Annotated in this window: 22 protein-coding genes and 1 tRNA gene; 13 read left to right on the forward strand and 10 right to left on the reverse strand. The window is 69.7% G+C overall.

Features of this window, described 5'->3' with window-relative positions:
• Positions 1 to 81 precede the first annotated feature (81 nt).
• Positions 82 to 990, forward strand: coding sequence for an Hsp33 family molecular chaperone (locus AC1DCG_RS22495; protein WP_477030835.1), 909 nt, complete (start codon positions 82 to 84; stop codon positions 988 to 990).
• 165 nt (positions 991 to 1,155) lie between these two features.
• Here AC1DCG_RS22495 and AC1DCG_RS22500 read toward each other — a convergent pair whose 3' ends face one another.
• The 4 genes from AC1DCG_RS22500 to metZ form a co-directional block, all read right to left on the reverse strand.
• On the reverse strand, positions 1,156 to 1,443 hold the full coding sequence (locus AC1DCG_RS22500) for a hypothetical protein (protein WP_165262011.1): 288 nt from the start codon (positions 1,441 to 1,443) through the stop codon (positions 1,156 to 1,158).
• Positions 1,444 to 1,536: 93 nt separating this feature from the next.
• On the reverse strand, positions 1,537 to 2,172 hold the full coding sequence (locus AC1DCG_RS22505) for a hypothetical protein (protein WP_477030834.1): 636 nt from the start codon (positions 2,170 to 2,172) through the stop codon (positions 1,537 to 1,539).
• Between the two features lie 73 nt (positions 2,173 to 2,245).
• Complete coding sequence (apaG, locus tag AC1DCG_RS22510; protein WP_165262015.1) at positions 2,246 to 2,710, reverse strand: Co2+/Mg2+ efflux protein ApaG; 465 nt, start codon at positions 2,708 to 2,710, stop codon at positions 2,246 to 2,248.
• A complete protein-coding gene (gene metZ, locus AC1DCG_RS22515) occupies positions 2,691 to 3,875 on the reverse strand; it encodes an O-succinylhomoserine sulfhydrylase (RefSeq protein ID WP_477030833.1) in 1,185 nt (394 codons plus the stop codon). The genes apaG and metZ overlap by 20 nt, the downstream gene beginning before the upstream one ends.
• Before the next feature lie 158 nt (positions 3,876 to 4,033).
• On the opposite strand from metZ, the gene AC1DCG_RS22520 reads away from it, so the two are divergent.
• The 9 genes from AC1DCG_RS22520 (at position 4,034) to AC1DCG_RS22560 (ending at position 10,325) form a co-directional block, all read left to right on the forward strand.
• Positions 4,034 to 5,062, forward strand: a complete 1,029-nt coding sequence (locus AC1DCG_RS22520; protein ID WP_477030832.1) for a 2'-deoxycytidine 5'-triphosphate deaminase — start codon at positions 4,034 to 4,036, stop codon at positions 5,060 to 5,062.
• Positions 5,063 to 5,138: 76 nt separating this feature from the next.
• The gene (locus tag AC1DCG_RS22525) at positions 5,139 to 6,014 is read left to right on the forward strand and encodes a TraB/GumN family protein (protein ID WP_477030831.1); all 876 of its coding nucleotides are present in this window, start codon (positions 5,139 to 5,141) and stop codon (positions 6,012 to 6,014) included.
• Between the two features lie 27 nt (positions 6,015 to 6,041).
• A complete protein-coding gene (locus tag AC1DCG_RS22530) occupies positions 6,042 to 6,926 on the forward strand; it encodes a kinase (RefSeq protein WP_477030830.1) in 885 nt (294 codons plus the stop codon).
• A 169-nt stretch (positions 6,927 to 7,095) separates the two neighbouring features.
• Positions 7,096 to 7,362, forward strand: a complete 267-nt coding sequence (locus tag AC1DCG_RS22535) for a hypothetical protein (protein ID WP_101716499.1) — start codon at positions 7,096 to 7,098, stop codon at positions 7,360 to 7,362.
• 82 nt (positions 7,363 to 7,444) lie between these two features.
• Complete coding sequence (locus tag AC1DCG_RS22540) at positions 7,445 to 7,897, forward strand: hypothetical protein (RefSeq protein WP_477030829.1); 453 nt, start codon at positions 7,445 to 7,447, stop codon at positions 7,895 to 7,897.
• 13 nt (positions 7,898 to 7,910) lie between these two features.
• Positions 7,911 to 8,504, forward strand: coding sequence for a hypothetical protein (locus tag AC1DCG_RS22545; RefSeq protein WP_477036832.1), 594 nt, complete (start codon positions 7,911 to 7,913; stop codon positions 8,502 to 8,504).
• A 7-nt stretch (positions 8,505 to 8,511) separates the two neighbouring features.
• Complete coding sequence (locus AC1DCG_RS22550; RefSeq protein WP_058348510.1) at positions 8,512 to 8,706, forward strand: helix-turn-helix transcriptional regulator; 195 nt, start codon at positions 8,512 to 8,514, stop codon at positions 8,704 to 8,706.
• 1 nt (position 8,707) lies between these two features.
• A complete protein-coding gene (locus AC1DCG_RS22555; RefSeq protein ID WP_165262029.1) occupies positions 8,708 to 9,382 on the forward strand; it encodes a hypothetical protein in 675 nt (224 codons plus the stop codon).
• Between the two features lie 52 nt (positions 9,383 to 9,434).
• Positions 9,435 to 10,325: a TraB/GumN family protein gene (locus tag AC1DCG_RS22560; RefSeq protein ID WP_477030827.1), complete on the forward strand. Its 891-nt coding sequence runs from the start codon at positions 9,435 to 9,437 to the stop codon at positions 10,323 to 10,325.
• Between the two features lie 7 nt (positions 10,326 to 10,332).
• On the opposite strand, the gene AC1DCG_RS22565 is transcribed toward AC1DCG_RS22560, so the two are convergent.
• The 5 genes from AC1DCG_RS22565 to AC1DCG_RS22585 form a co-directional block, all read right to left on the reverse strand.
• A complete protein-coding gene (locus tag AC1DCG_RS22565; RefSeq protein ID WP_477030826.1) occupies positions 10,333 to 10,926 on the reverse strand; it encodes an HD domain-containing protein in 594 nt (197 codons plus the stop codon).
• A gap of 86 nt (positions 10,927 to 11,012) precedes the next feature.
• Positions 11,013 to 11,087 (reverse strand) — tRNA-Gly (locus AC1DCG_RS22570).
• A 136-nt stretch (positions 11,088 to 11,223) separates the two neighbouring features.
• Positions 11,224 to 12,720, reverse strand: coding sequence for a PepSY-associated TM helix domain-containing protein (locus AC1DCG_RS22575; RefSeq protein WP_477030825.1), 1,497 nt, complete (start codon positions 12,718 to 12,720; stop codon positions 11,224 to 11,226).
• On the reverse strand, positions 12,720 to 13,295 hold the full coding sequence (locus tag AC1DCG_RS22580) for a hypothetical protein (protein WP_477030824.1): 576 nt from the start codon (positions 13,293 to 13,295) through the stop codon (positions 12,720 to 12,722). The genes AC1DCG_RS22575 and AC1DCG_RS22580 overlap by 1 nt, the downstream gene beginning before the upstream one ends.
• Positions 13,292 to 15,604, reverse strand: a complete 2,313-nt coding sequence (locus AC1DCG_RS22585; RefSeq protein WP_477030823.1) for a TonB-dependent receptor — start codon at positions 15,602 to 15,604, stop codon at positions 13,292 to 13,294. The genes AC1DCG_RS22580 and AC1DCG_RS22585 overlap by 4 nt, the downstream gene beginning before the upstream one ends.
• 184 nt (positions 15,605 to 15,788) lie before the next feature.
• Between AC1DCG_RS22585 and AC1DCG_RS22590 the strand changes: the two genes are divergently transcribed.
• Entirely contained in the window at positions 15,789 to 16,451 is a 663-nt protein-coding gene (locus tag AC1DCG_RS22590) for a hypothetical protein (RefSeq protein WP_477030822.1), read from the forward strand.
• Here the strand turns inward: AC1DCG_RS22590 and AC1DCG_RS22595 are convergent.
• The gene (locus AC1DCG_RS22595) at positions 16,429 to 17,169 is read right to left on the reverse strand and encodes a helix-turn-helix transcriptional regulator (RefSeq protein WP_477030821.1); all 741 of its coding nucleotides are present in this window, start codon (positions 17,167 to 17,169) and stop codon (positions 16,429 to 16,431) included. The genes AC1DCG_RS22590 and AC1DCG_RS22595 overlap by 23 nt on opposite strands.
• Positions 17,170 to 17,264: 95 nt before the next feature.
• Between AC1DCG_RS22595 and AC1DCG_RS22600 the strand changes: the two genes are divergently transcribed.
• On the forward strand, positions 17,265 to 18,002 hold the full coding sequence (locus tag AC1DCG_RS22600) for a glutathione S-transferase family protein (RefSeq protein WP_477030820.1): 738 nt from the start codon (positions 17,265 to 17,267) through the stop codon (positions 18,000 to 18,002).
• 56 nt (positions 18,003 to 18,058) lie between these two features.
• Complete coding sequence (locus AC1DCG_RS22605) at positions 18,059 to 18,808, forward strand: energy transducer TonB family protein (RefSeq protein WP_477030819.1); 750 nt, start codon at positions 18,059 to 18,061, stop codon at positions 18,806 to 18,808.
• The last annotated feature ends 44 nt before the right edge of the window (positions 18,809 to 18,852 follow it).

Genomic DNA, 18,852 nt, shown 5'->3' on the forward strand with positions numbered 1-18,852 from the left:
GGGGGAGGTGGCCCGGAGGGCCGGAGGGGGTTTTGCACCGCCCCCTCGCATTTTCCCACAAAGCGCCTATCTAACCGCCCCATGACCGACGCCGCCCCCCAGATCCTGTCCGACGACCTCGTTTCCGCCTTCCAGATAGAAGGCTTGCCCGTGCGTGGCCGCGTGGTGCGGCTGGGTGCGGCGGTCAACGAGGTGCTGACCCGCCATTCCTATCCCGAGCCCGTGGCCAACCTGCTGGGCGAGGCCTGCGCGCTGGCCGCGCTGGTCGGTTCGAGCCTGAAGTTCGAGGGCCGCTTGATCGTCCAGGCCCAGGGCGACGGCCCGGTGCGCTACGTGGTCGTCGACTACGACACCAGCGGCGGCATGCGCGGCTATTGCCGGTTCGACCCCGATGAGGTGGCGGCCGTCTCGGAAGGCTTTTCGCGTCCGGGCGCCAAGACCCTGCTGGGCGGCGGCGTGTTCATCATGACGCTCGACCAGGGCACCGACATGGAGCGCTACCAGGGCGTCACGGCCATCGAGGGCGAGAGCCTGGCCCTGTGCGCCGAGCAGTACTTCATGCAGTCGGAACAGATCCCGACCCGCGTGCGCCTGGCCGTCGGCCAGGTCGACACCGGCGAGGGCCTGTCCTGGCGCGCCGGCGGCATCCTGATCCAGACGATCGCCGGCGACGAGACGCGCGGCGAGACCAAGGAAGCCTGGAACCACGCCCAGGCGCTGTTCGAGACCACGGGCGAGGACGAGCTGATCGACCCGACCGTGCCGACCACCACCCTGCTGTGGCGCCTGTTCAACGAGGACGGCGTGCGCCTGATCGACGAGAAGCCGCTGCGCGCCTTCTGCCGCTGCTCGGAAGAGCGGATCGGCGTGGTGCTGCAGTCCTTCTCGCCCGAAGAGAAGGCCGAGATGATCGAGCCGGACGGCAAGATCCACGTGACCTGCGAGTACTGCTCGCGCGTCTACGCGCTCGAGCCCGACGGCGAGGCGTAAAGCAGAAGGAACCTCCCCCTCTGGGGGAGGCGATCGCGCAGCGATCGGTGGGGGGAGTGATTGCGATCTCCCCAGCGCTTAGATAGCTGAAAACGGCCCCCACCGGCCTTCGGCCGCCTCCCCCAGAGGGGGAGGTTCCTGGAGCGCTGAGGGGGTCTTCTCGGCCTAGTGCCGCCCTTCCGGCCGCCGGATGACGTACTCATGCGTCAAGTCCAGGTCGAGCCGCACCGAGCCGGCCGGCGGTTCGCCGCCGTCCAGGTGGGGCCGCTCGCCCAGCACCAGATAGGCCTGGGCGCTGGGTTCGAGATTGTTGAAGCTGATCTTCGACGAGCCGCCCGGCGGGATCGACCGCGCCAGGCTCACGGGCCTGGTCGGCGCCTTCTGAAACACCACGACCGTCGAGTTCTGGACGTCGTCGCTCTGGTTGATGAGGGTGAGCTCGTAGTCGGCCACGCCGCAACCTCCCTATGTGTTCGCGGTCTCGCGCCGCCAGGGAAGTAAACGCGTAACGCTGTTACTTGGCAATGGCGCCGTTCGGCGGCCCCGTCAGCCGTAGGTGACCGAGAAGGTTCCGTCCGCCTGCTGGATGACCGTGGCGGTGGTCTGCGCCCGTCCGGTGAAGTCGATCTCGGCGGCGCCGGCGACCAGGCCCGCGTCCATCACCTCGCCCGGCGCATAGTCCCCGACGGCCACATAGTAGGTGTGGATCGGGCGGATGGTGCTGATCATGTTCGGCAGGGCCGGGAAGGTCATGGTCGGGACCGGGATCGGCGAGGCGGCCATGCGCGCCACCCCCAGCACATAGCCGTTGCTCGGGGTGAAGTCCGATCCCGTGACGATCGCGAAGGTTCCCGGCGGGGCCGAGCCCGGGCTGGTGACCGAGGTGAAGCCGGTGGGCGAGCCGCCGCTGAAAGTCACCGTGTCATGGGTCTGGGTGTTGACCGGCGCCACGCCGCCGCTTTGGGTCCGGCCGTTGGCCGGCGGCTCGCTCCAGTAGGCGTAGATGGTCTCGTCGAAGGTGATGCGGTCAAAGCCGCCGTTGGTCAAGCTGGGAAAGGTCGCCCAGGCGTTGGTGTAGCCCTGCGTCGAGCCGGCCGCGGCCAGTTCAGGCTGCTGCACGAACAGCACGTAGCTCCTGGCGGCCTGGGACTGGTTCCAGATCTGGATGGTGTAGGACGTCATCGCCTCGGTTCCCCCGTTCGAGAACGATGACGTACTATCTCAAGGTTGCGTTTTCGGAAACGCGATCCTTGCGTCAGTTCACCCGGCGCGAGGCGCCCGGCAGGTGCAGCGAGAACTCGGGGATGTGCGCGTCGAACGCCTCGCCGGCCTCGGTCACCATCTGGTAGCGGCCGACCATCGTGCCCGAAGGGGTGGGCAGCGGGCAGTTGGAGACGTAGCGGAACGCCTCTCGCGGCTTCAGCTCGGGCTGCTCGCCGACCACGCCCGAGCCCTCGACCTCGTTGCTGCGGTTCATCGCGTCGGTGACCTTCCACCAGCGCGCGACCAGATGCACGGTCTCGACGCCGTGGTTCTCGATCTCGACGGTGTAGGCCCACAGGTAGAGGCCCTGCTCGGGCGAGGATTCCTCGGGCAGGTAGCAGGGCGCGACCCGCACGACGATGTCGCGCGTGCGGGCCTCGTAGATCCCGGTGTCGGGGCCGCGGCGCCGACGGATCCGCTTCAGCGGCGGGCTGGACTCACGCCTGGTCGAGCGCACGGGTCACGTCTCGCGTCAGGTCAGGCAGGCTTTCGAGGCCGACGGACAGGCGCACGCCGCCCTCGGTGACGCCCAGCAGCGGGCGCATTTCCTCGGGCACCGAGCGGTGCGTGGTGGTCGGCGGGTGGGTGGCCATCGACTTGGCGTCGCCCAGGTTGTTGGAGATGTCGACGATCTCCAGCGCGTTCAGGAACTTGAAGGCCGCCTCGCGCGAGCCGAGGTCCAGCGCGATCACGGTGCCGCCGCCGGTCATCTGCTTCTTGGCCACCTCGTAGCCGGGGTGGTCGGTGCGGAACGGGTAGAGGACCTTGGTCACCTTCTTGTGGCCGGCCATGACGTCGGCCAGGGCCGCGGCGGTGTCGGTCTGGCGGCGAACGCGCAGGTCCAGCGTCTCCAGGCCCTTGAGCATCACCCAGGCGTTGAACGGCGACAGCGACGGGCCGGTGTGGCGCATGCTGTCGCGATAGAATTCCTCGTTGATCGCCTCGGTGGTCAGGATCGCTCCGCCCAGCACGCGGCCCTGGCCGTCGATGTGCTTGGTGGCCGAATAGACGACGACGTCGGCGCCCAGCTCCAGCGGCTGCTGGAAGATCGGGGTGGCGAACACGTTGTCGACGATGACCTTGGCGCCGACGGCGTGGGCCAGCTTCGACACCGCGGCGATGTCGGTGATCTCCAGCACCGGGTTCGAGGGCGTCTCGATCAGCACGGCCTTGGTGTTGGCCTTGATCGCCGCTTCCCAGGCCGAAAGGTCGGTGGCGTCGACGAAGGTGGTCTCGACGCCGAAACGCGGCAGCCACTCGGCGATCAGCCAGCGGCACGAGCCGAAGAGGGCGTTGCCGGCCACCACATGGTCGCCCGCGCGCACCAGGCCCATCAGCGCCGAGTGGACGGCGGCCATGCCGGTGGCCGTGGCGCGGCACACCTCGGCGCCTTCCAGCAGGGCCAGGCGGTCCTCGAACATCTTCACGGTCGGATTGTTGAAGCGCGAATAGACGAAGCCCGGATCCTCGCCCGAGAACCGGCGGTCGGCGCCCTCGGCGCTGTCGTAGGTGAAGCCCTGGGTCAGGTAGAGCGCCTCGGCGGTCTCCATGAACGGCGAACGGGCCAGCCCTCCGCGGATCAGCTTGGTGGCGACGTCCCAGTTCTTCGGATCTTCGGACACGGCTTCCTCGACGCAGCAGTCACAATTTGGCGGCATAAGGGGTTTGGCGGCCCGCAGGGTCAAGCGCCCAGGGTCTTATTTCAACATCAGAATGCCTGGAGGCGAGCCGCGCGCGCTCAGCCTTGCCTTACGCGCGAGGTTTAGAGAGTGTGCCGCCGATGACCGACGCCCACGCCGCAGGGATTCTGCCCTGCCAGACCATCGATTCCCTGATCGCCCAGGAGGCGATCACCTCGCAGACCCCGTTCGACCGCGACCAGGTCCAGCCCGCCAGCCTCGACCTGCGCCTGGGCGTGCGCTGCTGGCGCGTGCGGGCCTCGTTCCTGCCGGGCGTCGCCCGCCGCGTGCCCGACCGCCTCAAGGACGTGGCCATGCACGAGCTGGACCTGTCGAAGGGCGCGGTGCTGGAGAAGGGTTGCGTCTACATCGCCGAGATCCAGGAGCGCCTGGCGCTGCCGGCCAATGTGGCCGCGCGCGGCAACCCGAAGAGCTCCACCGGCCGGGTCGACGTGTTCGTCCGCCTGCTCAGCGACCACTCCAAGGCCTTCGACGACATCGAGGCCGGCTATGAGGGGCCGCTCTACATCGAGATCGCGCCGCAGACCTTCTCGGTGCTGGTCCGCGCCGGCACGCGCCTGAACCAGCTGCGCCTCAAGCGCGGCGACCCGGTCAAGCTGGCCATCCGCAGCGTCGGCGTCGACCTGACGCCGGGCGACACGGGCATCGTCGGCTTCCGCGGCCGCCGCCACGCCGGCGTCGTCGACCTCGACCATGAGGACGGCCACGACCCGCGCGACTTCTGGGAGCCGCTGGAGACCCGCCATGGCGAGCTGCTGCTCGATCCGGGCGAGTTCTACATCCTGGCCTCCAAGGACGACGTCGAGATCCCGGTCATGGAAGCGGCCGAGATGACCCCGATCGATCCGTCGGTCGGCGAGTTCCGCGTCCACTACGCCGGCTTCTTCGACCCGGGTTTCGGCACCGAGGAGGCCGGCGCCGTCGGCTCCAAGGGGGTGCTCGAGGTGCGCAGCCACGAGACGCCGTTCCTGCTGGAGGACGGTCAGACGGTGGCGCGCCTGGTCTACGAGCCCCTGACCGAGCGTCCCGCGCGCCTCTATGGCGAGGGCGGTTCGCACTACCAGCGCCAGGGCCTGAAGCTTTCGAAGCACTTCAAGGCGTGGCGTTAGGCCGCGGCGCGTCGCGCTCGCCTGGTTAACCCGCTCTCGCCTAGCGTGGTCCCCGTGTTTTAGTCGGGGACGGCGTATGGTTCTGGCTTGGATCAGGGGCGCGGCGGCGGCCGTCGTGGCGCTGGTCGCGCTGTCGGGCGCGGCCCATGCGGCGCCGGCCATGTGGGAGGTCAGCGACGGCGACTCCCGCATCTATCTGTTCGGCTCGATGCACGTGCTGTCGCCGGATGTGCGCTGGCGCACCCCGGCCTTCGACCGCGCCTACGCCCGCGCCGACAAGCTGTGGTTCGAGACCCGCGTCGACGCCGATCCGGTGGCCGTGAAGGCGCTGGTCGACCGTTACGGCGTCGACCTCGACCGTTCCCTGACCGAGAAGCTGCCGCCGCGCACCGTGGCCAGCCTGCGCGCGGCGCTCGACAGCCGCGGCGCCAGCCTCGACCGTGTCGACCGCCTGCGGCCCTGGGCGGCGGCCATGATGCTGTCGGTGCTGCCGATGACGGAGGCCGGCGGCTCGGTGGACGCCGGGGCCGACGCGACCGTCACCCGCCAGGCCGTGCGCGCCGAAAAGCCGGTGCTGGCCTTCGAGAGCTTCGAGCAGCAGCTGCGCCTGTTCGCCGACCTGCCCGAGACCGTCGAGGTGCAGTACCTCGACGACGTCGCCGCCGAGCAGGTCGCGCCGCCGCGCCGGGGCGTAGACCTGCAGCAGGCCTGGCTGAAGGGCGACGTCGACCGCCTGGGCGCGATCCTGGTCGAGGGCATGCGCCGCGACCGGCCAGAGCTCTACGAAGCCCTGCTCAAGCGCCGCAACCTGGCCTGGGCCGAAGTTCTGGATCGCGAGATGGCCGGCGCCGGCGTCGCGCTGGTCACGGTCGGGGCCCTGCACATGGCCGGGCCGGACGGCCTGCCGGCCCTGATGAAGGCGCGCGGCTATCGCGTGCGGCGGGTGCAGTAACCGCGCGAAGCGGTGCATGGTCGGCCCATGACCGCGCCCGACCCCGACTGGCTTGCCGACTTCATGCGCGCCGAGCGCCTGGACGCCGGCTTCGTCGAGATCTTTCGCCGCCTGCACCGTCCCCTGGCGCAGCGGATCGGCGTGGCGGCGCGCGCCCATGGCCGGCCGGGCTTCGTCGCCGGCCTGTCGGGGCCGCAAGGGTCGGGCAAGTCGACCCTGATGGCGGTGGTCGCCCGGCTGCTGGAGGGGGAGGGCCAGAAGGTCGCCGTCCTGTCGCTGGACGATCTCTATCTGACCCGCGCCGAGCGTCTGGTCCTGGCGCGGGAGGTTCATCCGCTGCTGGTCACGCGCGGGCCGCCGGGCACGCACGACGTGGACCTCGGTCTCTCGGTGCTCGACGGACTGGCGGGGCAGGGGGCGATCGCCCTGCCGCGCTTCGAAAAGGCCGCCGACGACCGCGCCCCTCGCCGGGACTGGCCGGTGTTCGACGGGCCGGCCGACGTGGTGCTGCTGGAGGGCTGGTGCCTGGGCGCGCGCCCGCAGGGGGCGGGGGCGCTGGCCGCGCCGGTCAACGCCCTGGAGCGCGACGAGGACCCGGACGGCGCCTGGCGCGGGTTCATCGACGCCGCTCTGGCCGGACCGTACGGCGATCTGTTCTCGCGGATCGACTGGCTGGCGGTGCTGACCGCCCCCGACTTCGCCGCCGTGCGGGCCTGGCGTCGCGAGCAGGAGGCCAAGCTCCAGGCGAAACTGGCGGCGCGCGGGGCGCGGGGCGGGCTGGATCCGGCGGCTCTCGAACGCTTCCTCGACCACTACGAACGGCTGACGGCCTGGTGCGCCCAGGACCTTCCGGGACGGGCCGACTTGCACGTGGCGCTGGATGCGGCACGGCGACCGCTTACGCCGTCCTGAGTCGCGCAAAGCGCAAGTCGATGAACATGTTCAAGCTGTCGCGCGGCATGGCGTCGCACTACATATGGTGTTGGCTACGTTAACCGTCACCAAGTGCTAGTGTTGAGTTGTTGCGATTACACGCAGATTCGATTTTCGATCCGCGCCGCGTCGACGGGAGCTCCGCGTCATGAACCGCCTCTTTTCCGGCCCGTTCTCGACCCACAGCCAGCGCGTGGCCGCCTGGGAGCGCGCCGAGCGCATCCCCGGCTGCGACAAGGCTGTGTGGCGCTGCGACGCCGACGGGCGGGTGATCCGCTGGGACGACTACGGCGACCGCTTTTCGCAATACGGCTGGCTGATCCACGCCGACCCTAAGGCCCACTGGCTGGCCAAGGCCCTCGGCGTCGCCGCTCCGGCGCCGCTGCACTGGCGCAGCGGGCGCATCGCCGCCTAAACGCGAATTTTGTCCAGGGTCCTTGACATGGCTCTGGGCTTTGATGTCAATGTTCCTTGTCATTTTGACGGGGGAACTTGGCATGTCGGGGCAAAGACTGGCGCGGCGACGGCTTGTGGCCGCGGTGGTTTATTCGTTTGGCGCGGCCTTGGTGCTCGGCGTCGCGGCCTCCCTGATCGGGGAGCTGGGTAAGCGAAAGCCTGAGTTCGCCGTCTTTTCGCTGGTCGTCATCGCGTTGTCGGTCATCGGGGTCATGGCTCTGGTGCTGTGGCTCTGCGCGCGCTGGTGGAGCGCCGCCGACGAGGCCGCGCGTGAAGCCCACAAGTGGTCCTGGTACTGGGGCGGCTCGACGGGCCTGGCCCTGGCCGCCGTGCCCTACATCCTGCTGCACGCCATGCCCGGAGCCACCGAGGCCGCGTTGCCGGTCGGCATGACCACCACCGAGGCTGTGCTGTTCGGCATGGCCTTGCTCGGCGGCTTCCAGCTTGTCGGTTACGGCCTGTTCTGGATCGGCTGGTGGCTGAAGCGGCGCTAGGGGAGGGAACGCCATGAACGCCTTTCTCAAGAACACCCGCCCGGCGCCGGCCAAGGCCGCCATCCTGGTCCTCGTCGGCGTGGTCGGCGTCGGCGGCTCGATGGCTATGCTGCTGCTCGGGCGCGGCCAGTGGCCCACCTATGTCGGCGCCGTCGCCATGGCCTTCGCGGCCGCGGCCTTCGCCTCCACCGCCCGCCGGCTCTATGGCGGCGAGCCGGTGCGTCCGGCGATGCGCGGCTTCCTGATCGGCTTCCTGGGCGCGATAACCGCCTATGTGATCCTGCTGCTCGGGGCGGTCCAGCTCTACATGGCGGGGCTGACGCAGGGCGCGCTCGGCTACGCCGCAGCCCTGGCCCCGGTGGTCGCCCTGGTCGCCGCCTTCGCCAGCCTTGGCCTCTATGTCTTGCGCGAGACCGACGAACTGCTGCGGCGGATCACGGTCGAGAGCCTGCTGTGGGCTCTTGGCGCGACCCTGTCGCTGGCCACCGCCTGGGGCGTTCTGGAGGCCTTCGGCAAGGCGCCGCATCTGCAGCTGTGGGTGGTCGCGCCGGTCTTCGCCGTGGTGTTCGGCCTCGCCCAGGGCCTGGTGTCCTGGCGCTACCGCTGAGGCCGCGATGAAGAACCGCCTCAAGGTGCTGCGCGCCGAACGCGACTGGAGCCAGGCCGACCTGGCCCAGAGGCTCGACGTCTCGCGCCAGACCATCAACGCGCTGGAGACGGGCAAGTACGATCCCAGCCTGCCGCTGGCCTTCAAGATCGCCCGCCTGTTCGGCCAGCCCATCGAAGCCATTTTCCAGGACGAGGACTGACATGACCGTCGCTTCGGAAAGCCAGAAACTTTCGCCCCGCACCCGTCGCGCCCTGATCATGCTGGCCGTCGGCGCGCCCGCGGGCTTCATCGCCGGTCGCGTCCTGATCTGGCTCAAGCGCCAGGGCTACTGGCAGGGCCTGGAGCTGTCGGGCGGCGACGTCGTCTCGCTGGGCCTGGCCGCCTTCCTGGTGACCGTGGGCCTGGCGACCATGATCGTCAGCCTCAGCCGCAAGGCGCTGGGCCGCCAGATCAACGGCGACGACCAGACCAGGGCCGCCACCCCGGCCCAGGCCAGCTTCTACGCGGGGCAGGGCGGGGTGCTGGTGCTGGCCGGCGTGATGCTGGCCGCGCCGCCCCTGGCCGGCGCGCTGTTCGTGCCGCTGTCGCCGCTGCTGGCCTCGGCGGTCATGACCGGCCTGATCACCGTCTTCCTGGTCCAGACCGTCGGCAACATCACGCTGTGGGTGCGCAGCGACGAGCTGATGCGCCGGACCATGGCCGAGACCGCCGCGGTCTCCTACGGCCTGCTGCAGGGGCTGCTGTTCCTGTGGGCGGCCGGCGAGAAGCTCGCCCTGTTGCCGCCGCTCACCCTGTGGGACGCCGTCAACGTCAACATGATCGGCTACCTGCTGATCTCGATGATCATCGCCTGGCGGCGAGGCTTCGTCGACTAGCCCCCGGTTTCCACCACCGTTCCCGAACCGATTTCACTTAAAGAGGATCCGAATGCTGCGTTCGTCCGTCAAAGCCGCCCGTCGCCTCGTCGTGGGCCTGGTTTCCGTCCTCGCCCTGGGCGCGGCCACGCCGACCCTGGCCGATCCGGCCCTGTGGAAGATCAAGGACCACGACTCCACCATCTACCTCTTCGGCACCGTCCACGTGCTGCGCCCCGAGACCCAGTGGCGTTCGGCCAAGCTGGACGGCGCCCTGAAGTCGACCGACGAGCTGGTGCTGGAAGTGGTCGGCGCCGACGACATGGCGGTGATGCAGCCGCTGATCATGAAGTACGGCATCGACCAGTCCACGCCGCTGTCCAAGAAGCTGTCGCCGGCCGACTGGGAGAAGACCAAGGCCTACGGCCAGGAGATGGGCATGCCGGCCGCGGCGCTCGAGGCCTTCCGTCCGTGGATGGCCGCCATCACCCTGGCCATGGCCCCGATGGTCAAGGCCGGCTTCGACCCCAAGAAGGGCGTCGAGCAGGTGCTGACCGCCGAGGTCAAGGCCGGCGGCAAGGGCCTGGGCTCGCTGGAGACCGCCGAGCAGCAGATCCGCTTCTTCGCCGACCTGCCGGCCGCCGACGAGGTGTCGCTGCTGAAGTCGACGCTGGAAGAGGTCGATGAAGGCCCCGCCAAGCTCGACGCCCTGGTCAAGGCCTGGGCCGAGGGCGACCTGACGACCCTGGAAAGCCAGTTCGTCACCGAGATGCGGACCAAGTACCAGCCGCTCTACCACACCCTGATCGTGGGCCGGAACACGGCCTGGGCCGACCAGCTGAAGACCAAGCTCGACGGCAAGGGCGTCAGCTTCGTCGCCGTCGGCGCGGGCCACCTCGTCGGTCCCGACAGCGTCCAGGCGCTGCTGGCCAAGCGCGGGATCAAGGTCGAGCGCGTCCAGTAGGACGCGTTCAGCCCTCCGCGGCCCGCAGGTAGATCGATCGCTTCGGCGTGCTCATCACGCGCCGAAGCATCGGCTCGAACGCCTCCAGCGGCAGCGTCTCATAGGCCGGGTCGAACGCCGGCTGGTCGTACTGGTGGCAGAACTTGGCCGTGCGCTCGAAGTGCGGATGGCCCCTGAAGGCCTCGCGCATGTCGCGGTCGAGCCCCAGGTGATGAAAGAAGTAGTAGCCCTGGAAGATCGCGTGGTTGGCCACCATCCAGTGGTTGGCCTCCGACACGAAGGGCTGGACGATGGCGGCGGCGATGTCGGCGTGGTTGCGCGGGCCCAGGATGTCCCCGATGTCGTGGAGCAGGGCGCAGACGACGTATTCCTCGTCCTCGCCGGCCAGGTGGGCCCGGGTGGCGGTCTGCAGGCTGTGCTCCAGCCGGTCCACCGCGAAGCCCCCGCAATCGCCCTGCAGCAGTTGCAGGTGCTTGATCAGCCGGTCGGGCAGCTCGCGCCCGTATTCGCCGGCCGCCTGGGCGATGATGCCCCAATCCTCGGCCGTGCCCTCGGTCATGGCGTGGAAGCGCGCGCGGGGGTGATCTTCGCCGTCGGCCATCGCGTTCTCCTCCCGAACGTCTGTTTGACGGCCAGCGTGCGCCGCGCGCGGGCGGGCGTCAACGTTTCGAGATGAGGCGAGGAGATTGGAGCGGGCGAGGGGAATCGAACCCCTGACATTCAGCTTGGGAAGCTGAYGTTCTACCTCTGAACTACGCCCGCACGGGTCGCGAGCGACCGTGGAGGTCGTGCTTAGCCGGTCTTGCCGCATCGCTCAAGCGTTGAAGGACGGCCTTTCACAGCCAAAGAAAAAGGCCCGCCGTCGCCGGCGGGCCCCCTTCGTTTCCGGGCGGCGGGATCAGGCCGTCGCCGGCGTCTTGGTCAGCCGCACCGACAGCGCCAGCACAGCCGCGCCCAGCACCAGGCTGGCGTCCATGATCCAGGCGACCGGATCGACGCTATGGCCGGTGTTCAGCGCCAGATGGACCAGCGCCGCCAGCACAAGGCTGACCGCGGAGGCCAGGCGCAGGCGGATCGAGATCACCTGCGGGGTCCACAGGAACGCGCTGGCGGCGGCCAGCAGGGTCACCCCGCCCCACACCGCCACCGGCGGGACGCCCTGGGCCAGGAGGGCGACCATGGCCGCCACGCCGTAGGCCAGGGGCTGGCTCCAGCAGAAGGCGACCCACACCCGCTCCCAGCGCGGGGCCGGGCGGCCCTTGTCGCGCCGGCGGGCCAGCCAGATGGCCACGCCGCTGGCGGTCACCGCCGTCAGGCCCAGGCCCAGCAGGAAGTAGGCGACCTTCACCGGCCAGCCGCCGAACCAGCCGAAATGCAGCGGCGTCAGGCTGGCGTAGATGGCCATGCCGACATTGCCGCTCTCGAAGCCGGCCTCGCCCAGCACCTTGGCGTTTCCGTCGACGATGAACATCTCGCCGCGCGACAGCTTGCCGGGCGTGACGCGGTTGATGGTCAGGTGCTGGCCGGTCTCGCCGGGATGTTCGACGAAGATGTAGTTGAAGCCCGCTTCCGGGTGCCTGGCCTGCAGGACGGAAAGGCCCTTGGCCACGTCGACCACCGGGGCCGGGCGCGGGTCGTCGGCCACGGCCGGGCCGCTGAACAGGGCGAAGACCTTCTCGCGGTTCCCGTCGAACACCACCATGGCCAGCACGCCGACGATCAGGACGGAAAGGCCCAGGAACGCGCCGGTCAGCGACACCACCACGTGGAAGGGCAGGCCCCACACCGAGATGCGGTTGTGCAGGTCGGCCTCCTGCAGGCGCTTGGAGCCGCCCCAGCGAAACGCGAAGGCGTCTTTGAACACGCGCGGATGCGACAGCACGCCCGAGACCAGCGACGACAGCAGGGCGACCCCGGTCAGGCCGACCAGGAAGAAGCCCCAGCTGCCCGGCAGGTGCAGGGCGGTGTGCAGCTTGGCCTGGAACTCGCTGAAGGGCGTGCGCTGCTCGGCGACGATCTTGCCCGAAGCGTCGGCGAAGAAGGTGTGCTCGCCGCCCTTGGCGTCGTCGCCGTGCACCGACAGGCGKGGCAGGGCGGGCTCGGGCATGCGGATGAACAGGTCATGGGCCTTGGGGTTCCTGGCCAGCACCTCTTCGAAGGCCGTGCCGACGGCCGCCGGCGTCACGCTGTGCAGCACCGGGGCGGTGGGCTGCTCCCAGCGATTGAACTCGTTGGTGAACACCGCCACCGCGCCCGAGAAGCAGACGAGGTAGATCAGCGCGGCGAACGCCAGGCCCAGGGCCGAGTGGCCGGCCAGCATGGCGCGCACGAAGGGGGCAGGGATCTTCGGCCAGATCGGCTTGCCGGGTTTGGGTTTTTGCTGCGGGGCGTGCATCAGAGAGAGCCCTTCAGGAACACGGAGCCGAAGCCGGCGACGGTGACGCCGATCAGCACGGCCAGGGCGCGCAGGATCTTGTCGTCCGACAGGGTCCAGGCCATGCCGCCGGCCCACAGGAACGGCACCAGCATGCCGCCTATGATCAGGCGGGTCTTGACCTCGGCCGGGAAGCAGACGGCCACGGCCAGACCCACGGCCATGGCCGCAGCCCCGCCCAGCGGTCCGGCCAGGAAGCCGCGCAGCCAGCCGCGCCAGGCCACCCGTCGGCGGTCGGACGGTTCCAGCGCCAGCTCGCGCGGCGCCTTGCGCTTGGCCTCGCGCAGCTCGACCCCGGCGGCCACCAGGGCCAGGGCTACGGTCGAGGCCAGCGCCAGCACGATCGAGGGACCGCGCGCCGCGCCCAGGAACGGCACGGAAACGGCCACGGCGATCGCCAGCAGCGCCCAGCCGCCGACGATCAGCCAGGGGCGCCGCGCGTCGGCGTGGGTCCAGGCGCGCCGCAGCAGCAGCGCGCCTCCAAGGGCCAGTGGCGCGAGAGCCAGACCGCCCAATCCCACCATGGGCCCGATCACCAGCGCGCCTCCAGGCTGACGCCCAGCACGCGCGGCTCGCCCAGCAGGGCCACGGCGAAGTCGGGGCGGCTGTACTGGCTGTACTTCTCGTTCAGCAGGTTCTTGCCGAACACGTAGGCGCCCCAGCGATCGCTCTCGTAGCCGAAGCGGCCGTTGACCAGGGTGCGGGCGTCGGCGATGCGGCCGTCCTGTTCGCCGCCGGCCTCTGTGAAGGCCTTGGCGCGGTAGTTCAGATTGAGGTTGGCCACCAGGCCGTTGTCCCAGCGATAGTCGCCGCCGACCGCGAAGGTCCAGTGCGGGGCGTAGGGAAACTCCGAACCCGACAGGTTGCGGGTGTCGGTTCCGGTCTGGACGTTGAACTCATCGAACTCGGTCTTGGTGTGACCCAGCGAGGCCCACCAGCTGGCGTGCGGCGTGACGCGCTGGGCCAGTTCCAGCTCGAAGCCGTAGAGGTGCGAACTGCCGGCGTTCTCGACCTGGTAGTCGTACTGGTTGAGGCCCAGGTTCAGCGACACCTGCTGGTCGGTCCAGTCGACATAGTAGGCGTTGGCGTTGGCGGTCAGGCCCCACTGCGGCCAGTAGGTGCGCAGCGAGAACTCGTAGTTCCAGGTGTATTCGGGGTCGTAGGGCACCACGGTGGCGCGGGCGGTGTTGATCGCCGTGCCGCCCGAGCGGTAGCCGCGCTGGACCACGAAGCTGGCCGAGACGTCGTCGGTGAAGGCGTACTTGGCGCCGAGCTTGGGCAGGAAGGCCTCGAACTCGCGCGTCGTCTCGGGCGAGGGCGCGCCGGCCTGGGCGACCATCGAGCCGACGAACTGGTTCACCAGCACGACGTAGGGCGCATAGGCGCCGAAGGCCGACGGCGTCGGATAGACCCCGGCGAAGCGCGCGGTCTGCACCGAGCTCTGGGTGTTCTTCTCGCGGTCGTAGCGGAAGCCGGCCAGCACGCTGAGCTTGGGCGTCACGGCGAAGCTGCCGTCGGCGAAGAGGGCGGTGGTCTCCACCAGCTCCGGCGCGTCGGAGGTGTAGTCGACCGGGATGACGGGCAGGGCGGCGATGTAGGCGTTTGCGAAGGCGTTGGCCTGGGCCAGGGCCTGGGGCTGGGTGATGCCGGGCACGCTGCCCATCAGGGTCGAGGTCAGCACGCTGACCAGGGTGGCGCGCGGGAATTCCACGTTGGTCAGGCTGGCCGACTTGCGGTCGGCGTCACGGGTGGCGTGGAACAGGCCGACCAGGCCTTTGAGCCGCTTGCCCTCGTAGTTCAGGCGCACTTCCTGGCTGGCCGTCTCGATCCGCTCGTTCTGGCCGCCGTACGACAGGGTCTGCGGCCCCAGGTCGCCGTCATAGCGCTGGATGAGATCCACCTGGCTCCACGAGGCCACGCCCGACAGGGTGAAGCGCTCGCTCAGCTTCTGCTCCAGCTCCAGGGTGGCGATGTCGGTGGTGATGTCGCTGGTGTTGGGATTGTTGGTCGTGGTGACGCGGTGGTCGTAATAGTCCGGCGTGTCGGTGCGGCTGTAGGTGTAGAGATAGCCCGACTTGCGCTCGTTGTGGCTCATGGTGGCGATGGCCTTGAAGCCCTCGGCCGCCGCCGGCGTCAGCAGCAGCTTGCCGCGGATCATGCGCGTGTCGAGGGCGTCGTCGTCGACCTTGCGCGTGGTGTTGTAGATGAAGCCGTCGCTCTGGCGGTCCTCGGCGGCGATGCGGAAGGCCAGCTGGTCCTCGACGATCGGGCCGCCGCCGGCGATCGCGATCGAGCGGTCGTCGCCGCTGGCCGCGGTGACGCGGGCCTTGAAGTTCCAGTCGTTGGTCGGGTCGGTCGTGCGCACGATCACCGCGCCGGCCAGGGCGTTGCGGCCCTGCAGGGTCGACTGCGGTCCGCGGAAGATCTCGACCTGGCCCACGTCCCACATGTCCAGCGGGCCGCCGTACATGGCGCGTTCGGGAACCGCCGCGCCGTCCACATAGACGGTGGCCAGGCCCGCGGAGCCGCCGCCCGAGACGTTGTTGTTGGCCACGCCCCGGATCGTGAAGCCGCTCTTGCCGTAGGTCTCGCTCATGTTCGCGGTCTTGGCGACCACGTCGTAGAAGTCGCGGATCTGCTCGCGCTCGATGGTGCGGGCGGTGGTCACGGCCACGCTGGTGACGGTGTCCTGGATGCTGCGGCTGGTCTTTTCACCAGTGACGACCACCTGGTCGACCTCTGTCGGCGCTTCCGGCGCCGTGGCGACCGGAGCCTCGGCCTGCGCCGCGCCAGCCAGAACCGCCCAAACGCTGACGGCGCTCGCCATCATCAACCGCGACTTCATGCATTCCCCCGTTATTTAAGAACGGGTCGCAGCTAGCGGCGGTTTAATTGCGAGTCAAATGCAATCTCATTCTCAGGATTAATCGCCGGGCGAGCGGTTGCGCGAGGGTTGAAACCTTCAGGCTCGCTTGAATTGGCGATCGGTCGGCGGCGTGCAATCTAGGGTGTTGGTGCGAGGGCGGGGCATGGGTGTCGGCAAGAGGTTGGCGATCGGGGGAGGGGTGGTGCTTGGCGTGGCGACGACCTCGGCGGTCACGCTGGGTCTGTGGCTGCACGATCCCATCGACACGCCCGAGCACGTCGCCCGCGAGTGTCAGGTGGTGGCCGCGGTCGAGCGCCAGCGCTTGTTCGATGCGGACGAGCGGGTCGCCGCCAAGCCGATGATGTGGCGGCGCGCCGAAGCCGTCGAAGGCGCTCCCGGTCGGCCGCGAGGGCTGGGGCGTTCGTTGAAGGTCAAGGCGATCGGTGCGTTGCTCGCGTTGTCGCGACCCGGGCGCGCCGGGGCGATCGACTGTGACGCGGCCCTCGATCAGGCGCTTGTTCCCCACTCGGTCGGCAACCAGGCCGGCGCGCCCGAAGAGCAGCTCAGGGTGCTGGGGCGGATCCGCTACTCGCGGGTCGTCTTCCTGCCCGGCGGTCGCTATGCGCTGATGTCGACGACGCATTGCGAGGCGAGGCGCGACCGAGACCCGGTCTGGACGGGCTGGGACCAGAAGACCAAAACCGAGATCTGGATGCGGCAGGGCCAGGAATGGCGAGCGGCCGAGCCCTTGCCGGTCCATCTCGTTCTCCATTCGCCCGAGCGCAGGCTGCCGGCCCGCTGCTTCAGCCCGGGCTATGCGGGATAGCGTTGCCGGCCGCCTTGGCCGCGTCGTAGGCGGCCCATTCCTCCTCCATCTGTCGCTGCCAGCGGGCGCGCAGCACGGCGGGGCGCTGGCCGTGGCGCTCGTCGAGGAACTGCGCGGCCACCACCCGGTCGGTGCGGAAGTTGCGAAAGTCGCTGCGCAGTTCGCACCAGGCGATCAGCATGCGGGTGGTGGCCATGTAGCCGACGGTCACCGGCCAGACGATGCGCTGGCTGACCGCGCCCTTCTCGTCGCGATAGTCCAGCCGGATCTTGCGGCCGGCGTGGATCCAGGCCCGGGTCTGGGCCATGTCGATGCCGTCGGGCGCGGGGTTCCAGGGCGCGGGGGCGCGGGTGGCGGGCTCCAGCACGTAGGGGCGCAGGTTGTCGGGCACCGCGGCGGCGATCTTCGCGATCAGGTCGCGGGCGGCGGTGGCCAGGGCGGGATCGCCTCGGCCGGCCACCCATTGGGCGCCCAGCACGGCGGCTTCGATCTCGTCCGGCGTCAGCATCAGGGGCGGCATGTCGTATCCGGCCTCCAGCACGTAGCCGACGCCCGCCTCGCCGCGGATGGGCGCCCTCTGACCGACCAGTGCGGCGATGTCGCGATAGACGCTGCGCTTTGAGGTCTCCAGTTCGGCGGCGATGGCGTCGGCGGTGACCGGCGCACGGCTGCGGCGAAGGATCTGGATGATCTGGAATAGGCGTTCAGCGCGTCTCATGGGTCTCACTGTGCCGGATCGTTGCTGACAGCATGCTGGCAGCAGGGTGGCGGCAGTCTCTCCCCATCGCAATACCGCACGAGAGGGACCTCGAGATGATCACGCTCTACGCCGCCGGCCCGGCCTACGGTCTCCCCGAAGGCAGCCCCTATGTCACCAAGACCGAGATCCACCTGATGATGGCGGGCCTGGCCTACCGCAAGGTCCCCGCCCATCCGGAGACCTCGCCCAAGGGCCAGCTGCCCTGGATCGACGACGACGGCGTCAAGGTCGCCGACTCCACCTTCATCCGCGCCTATCTCGAACGCAGCTACGGGCTCGACCTGGATGCGGGCCTCTCCCGCGTCGAACGGGCCCAGGCCTGGGCGATCGAGCGGATGGTCGAGAACCAGCTGGGCTGGACCAACTGCTACTTCCGCTTCTTCGACTTCGACAATTTCGAGAAGGGGCCGGCCCGCTGGTTCGACGGCGCGCCCGAAGCCATGCGCCAGGACCTGAAGGCGGGGCTGCTGGATGCCGTCGAGGCCAACCTCAAGGCCGTCGGGATCGGACGCCATGCGCCCGACGAGATCGTCGAGCTGGCCTCGTGGTCGCTGACCGCCCTGTCGGAGATGCTCGGCGACAAGGCCTTCATGATGGGGCCGGCGCCGACCAGCGTCGACGCCATCGTCTTCGGCGTGCTGGCCCAGATCCTGACGCCGTTCTTCGACTCGCCGATCCGTCGCCGGGCCGAGGGCTTCTGCAATCTGGTGGCCTATGCCGAGCGGATGCTGGCGACCTTCTACCCCGCCTTCGCGTCGGACATCGCGCCCGAGGCGCTCAAGGCGGCCTAGGTAGCCGCCCGGGCGTTGTGCCGGGGCCGTCCATCCTGTAGATGCGACGCATTCTTATGACTGTCGCGGAATCCATAGGCCTGGGACGATCCCGGACGCGCCGGCGGGGCGGGGACAAGGTCCTGGCCGCCGGCGTGTCGGTGGGGCTGCATGCGGCCGTCATCGTCGGGCTGGTGGGCTTTGTTCGCGCCATGCCGGGCCTGGCCGAGCCGCCGGCCATGGAGGCGGCGCTGTTCGAGGCGATCGCGCCCAGTCCCGAGCCCTCGCCGTCCCGTGCGTCCAGCCAGCGGCGCGAGCGGGCCGTGCCGAGGGAGATGCGGGCCGTTTCTCCGATCCGGCCGCGTCCGGTTCCGATTCCCGCCCCCGACCCGCTGATCGCCGCGCCGCAGGTCGCGCCCCAGCCCGTCGAGATCCGCTCGGCCTCGACGGCGACGCCCGTGGCGGTCGCGACCTCGGCCGCGTCGGCTCCGGCCGGCGGCGGGGCCCCCGCGCAGGTGCGCGGCGAGGCGGCCAAGAGCCACGATCCCTATGCGGCCCAGGTGCTGTCGTGGATCGAGGCGCGCAAGGTGATGCCCGAGGCTCTCAAGCGCCGCCGCACCCGCGGCGTGGTGGTGGTCGCCTTCACCCTCGACCGTTTCGGCCGGATGTCGCGGGCGGTGATCGTCGAGAGCAGCGGCGACCGCGCGCTCGACGCGGCGGCCATGGACCTGCTGTCCACCGCCGCCCCGTTCCCCAAGGCCCCCCGCGACTCCGACTGGAACCGCCGCCGCTTCGAGACTCCGATCTCCTACGCCGTGAAGGGCTGACTAGGATCCTCCCCCTCTGGGGGAGGTGGCCCGGAGGGCCGGAG

It is taken from the genome of Caulobacter sp. 10L414, from assembly GCF_056395525.1.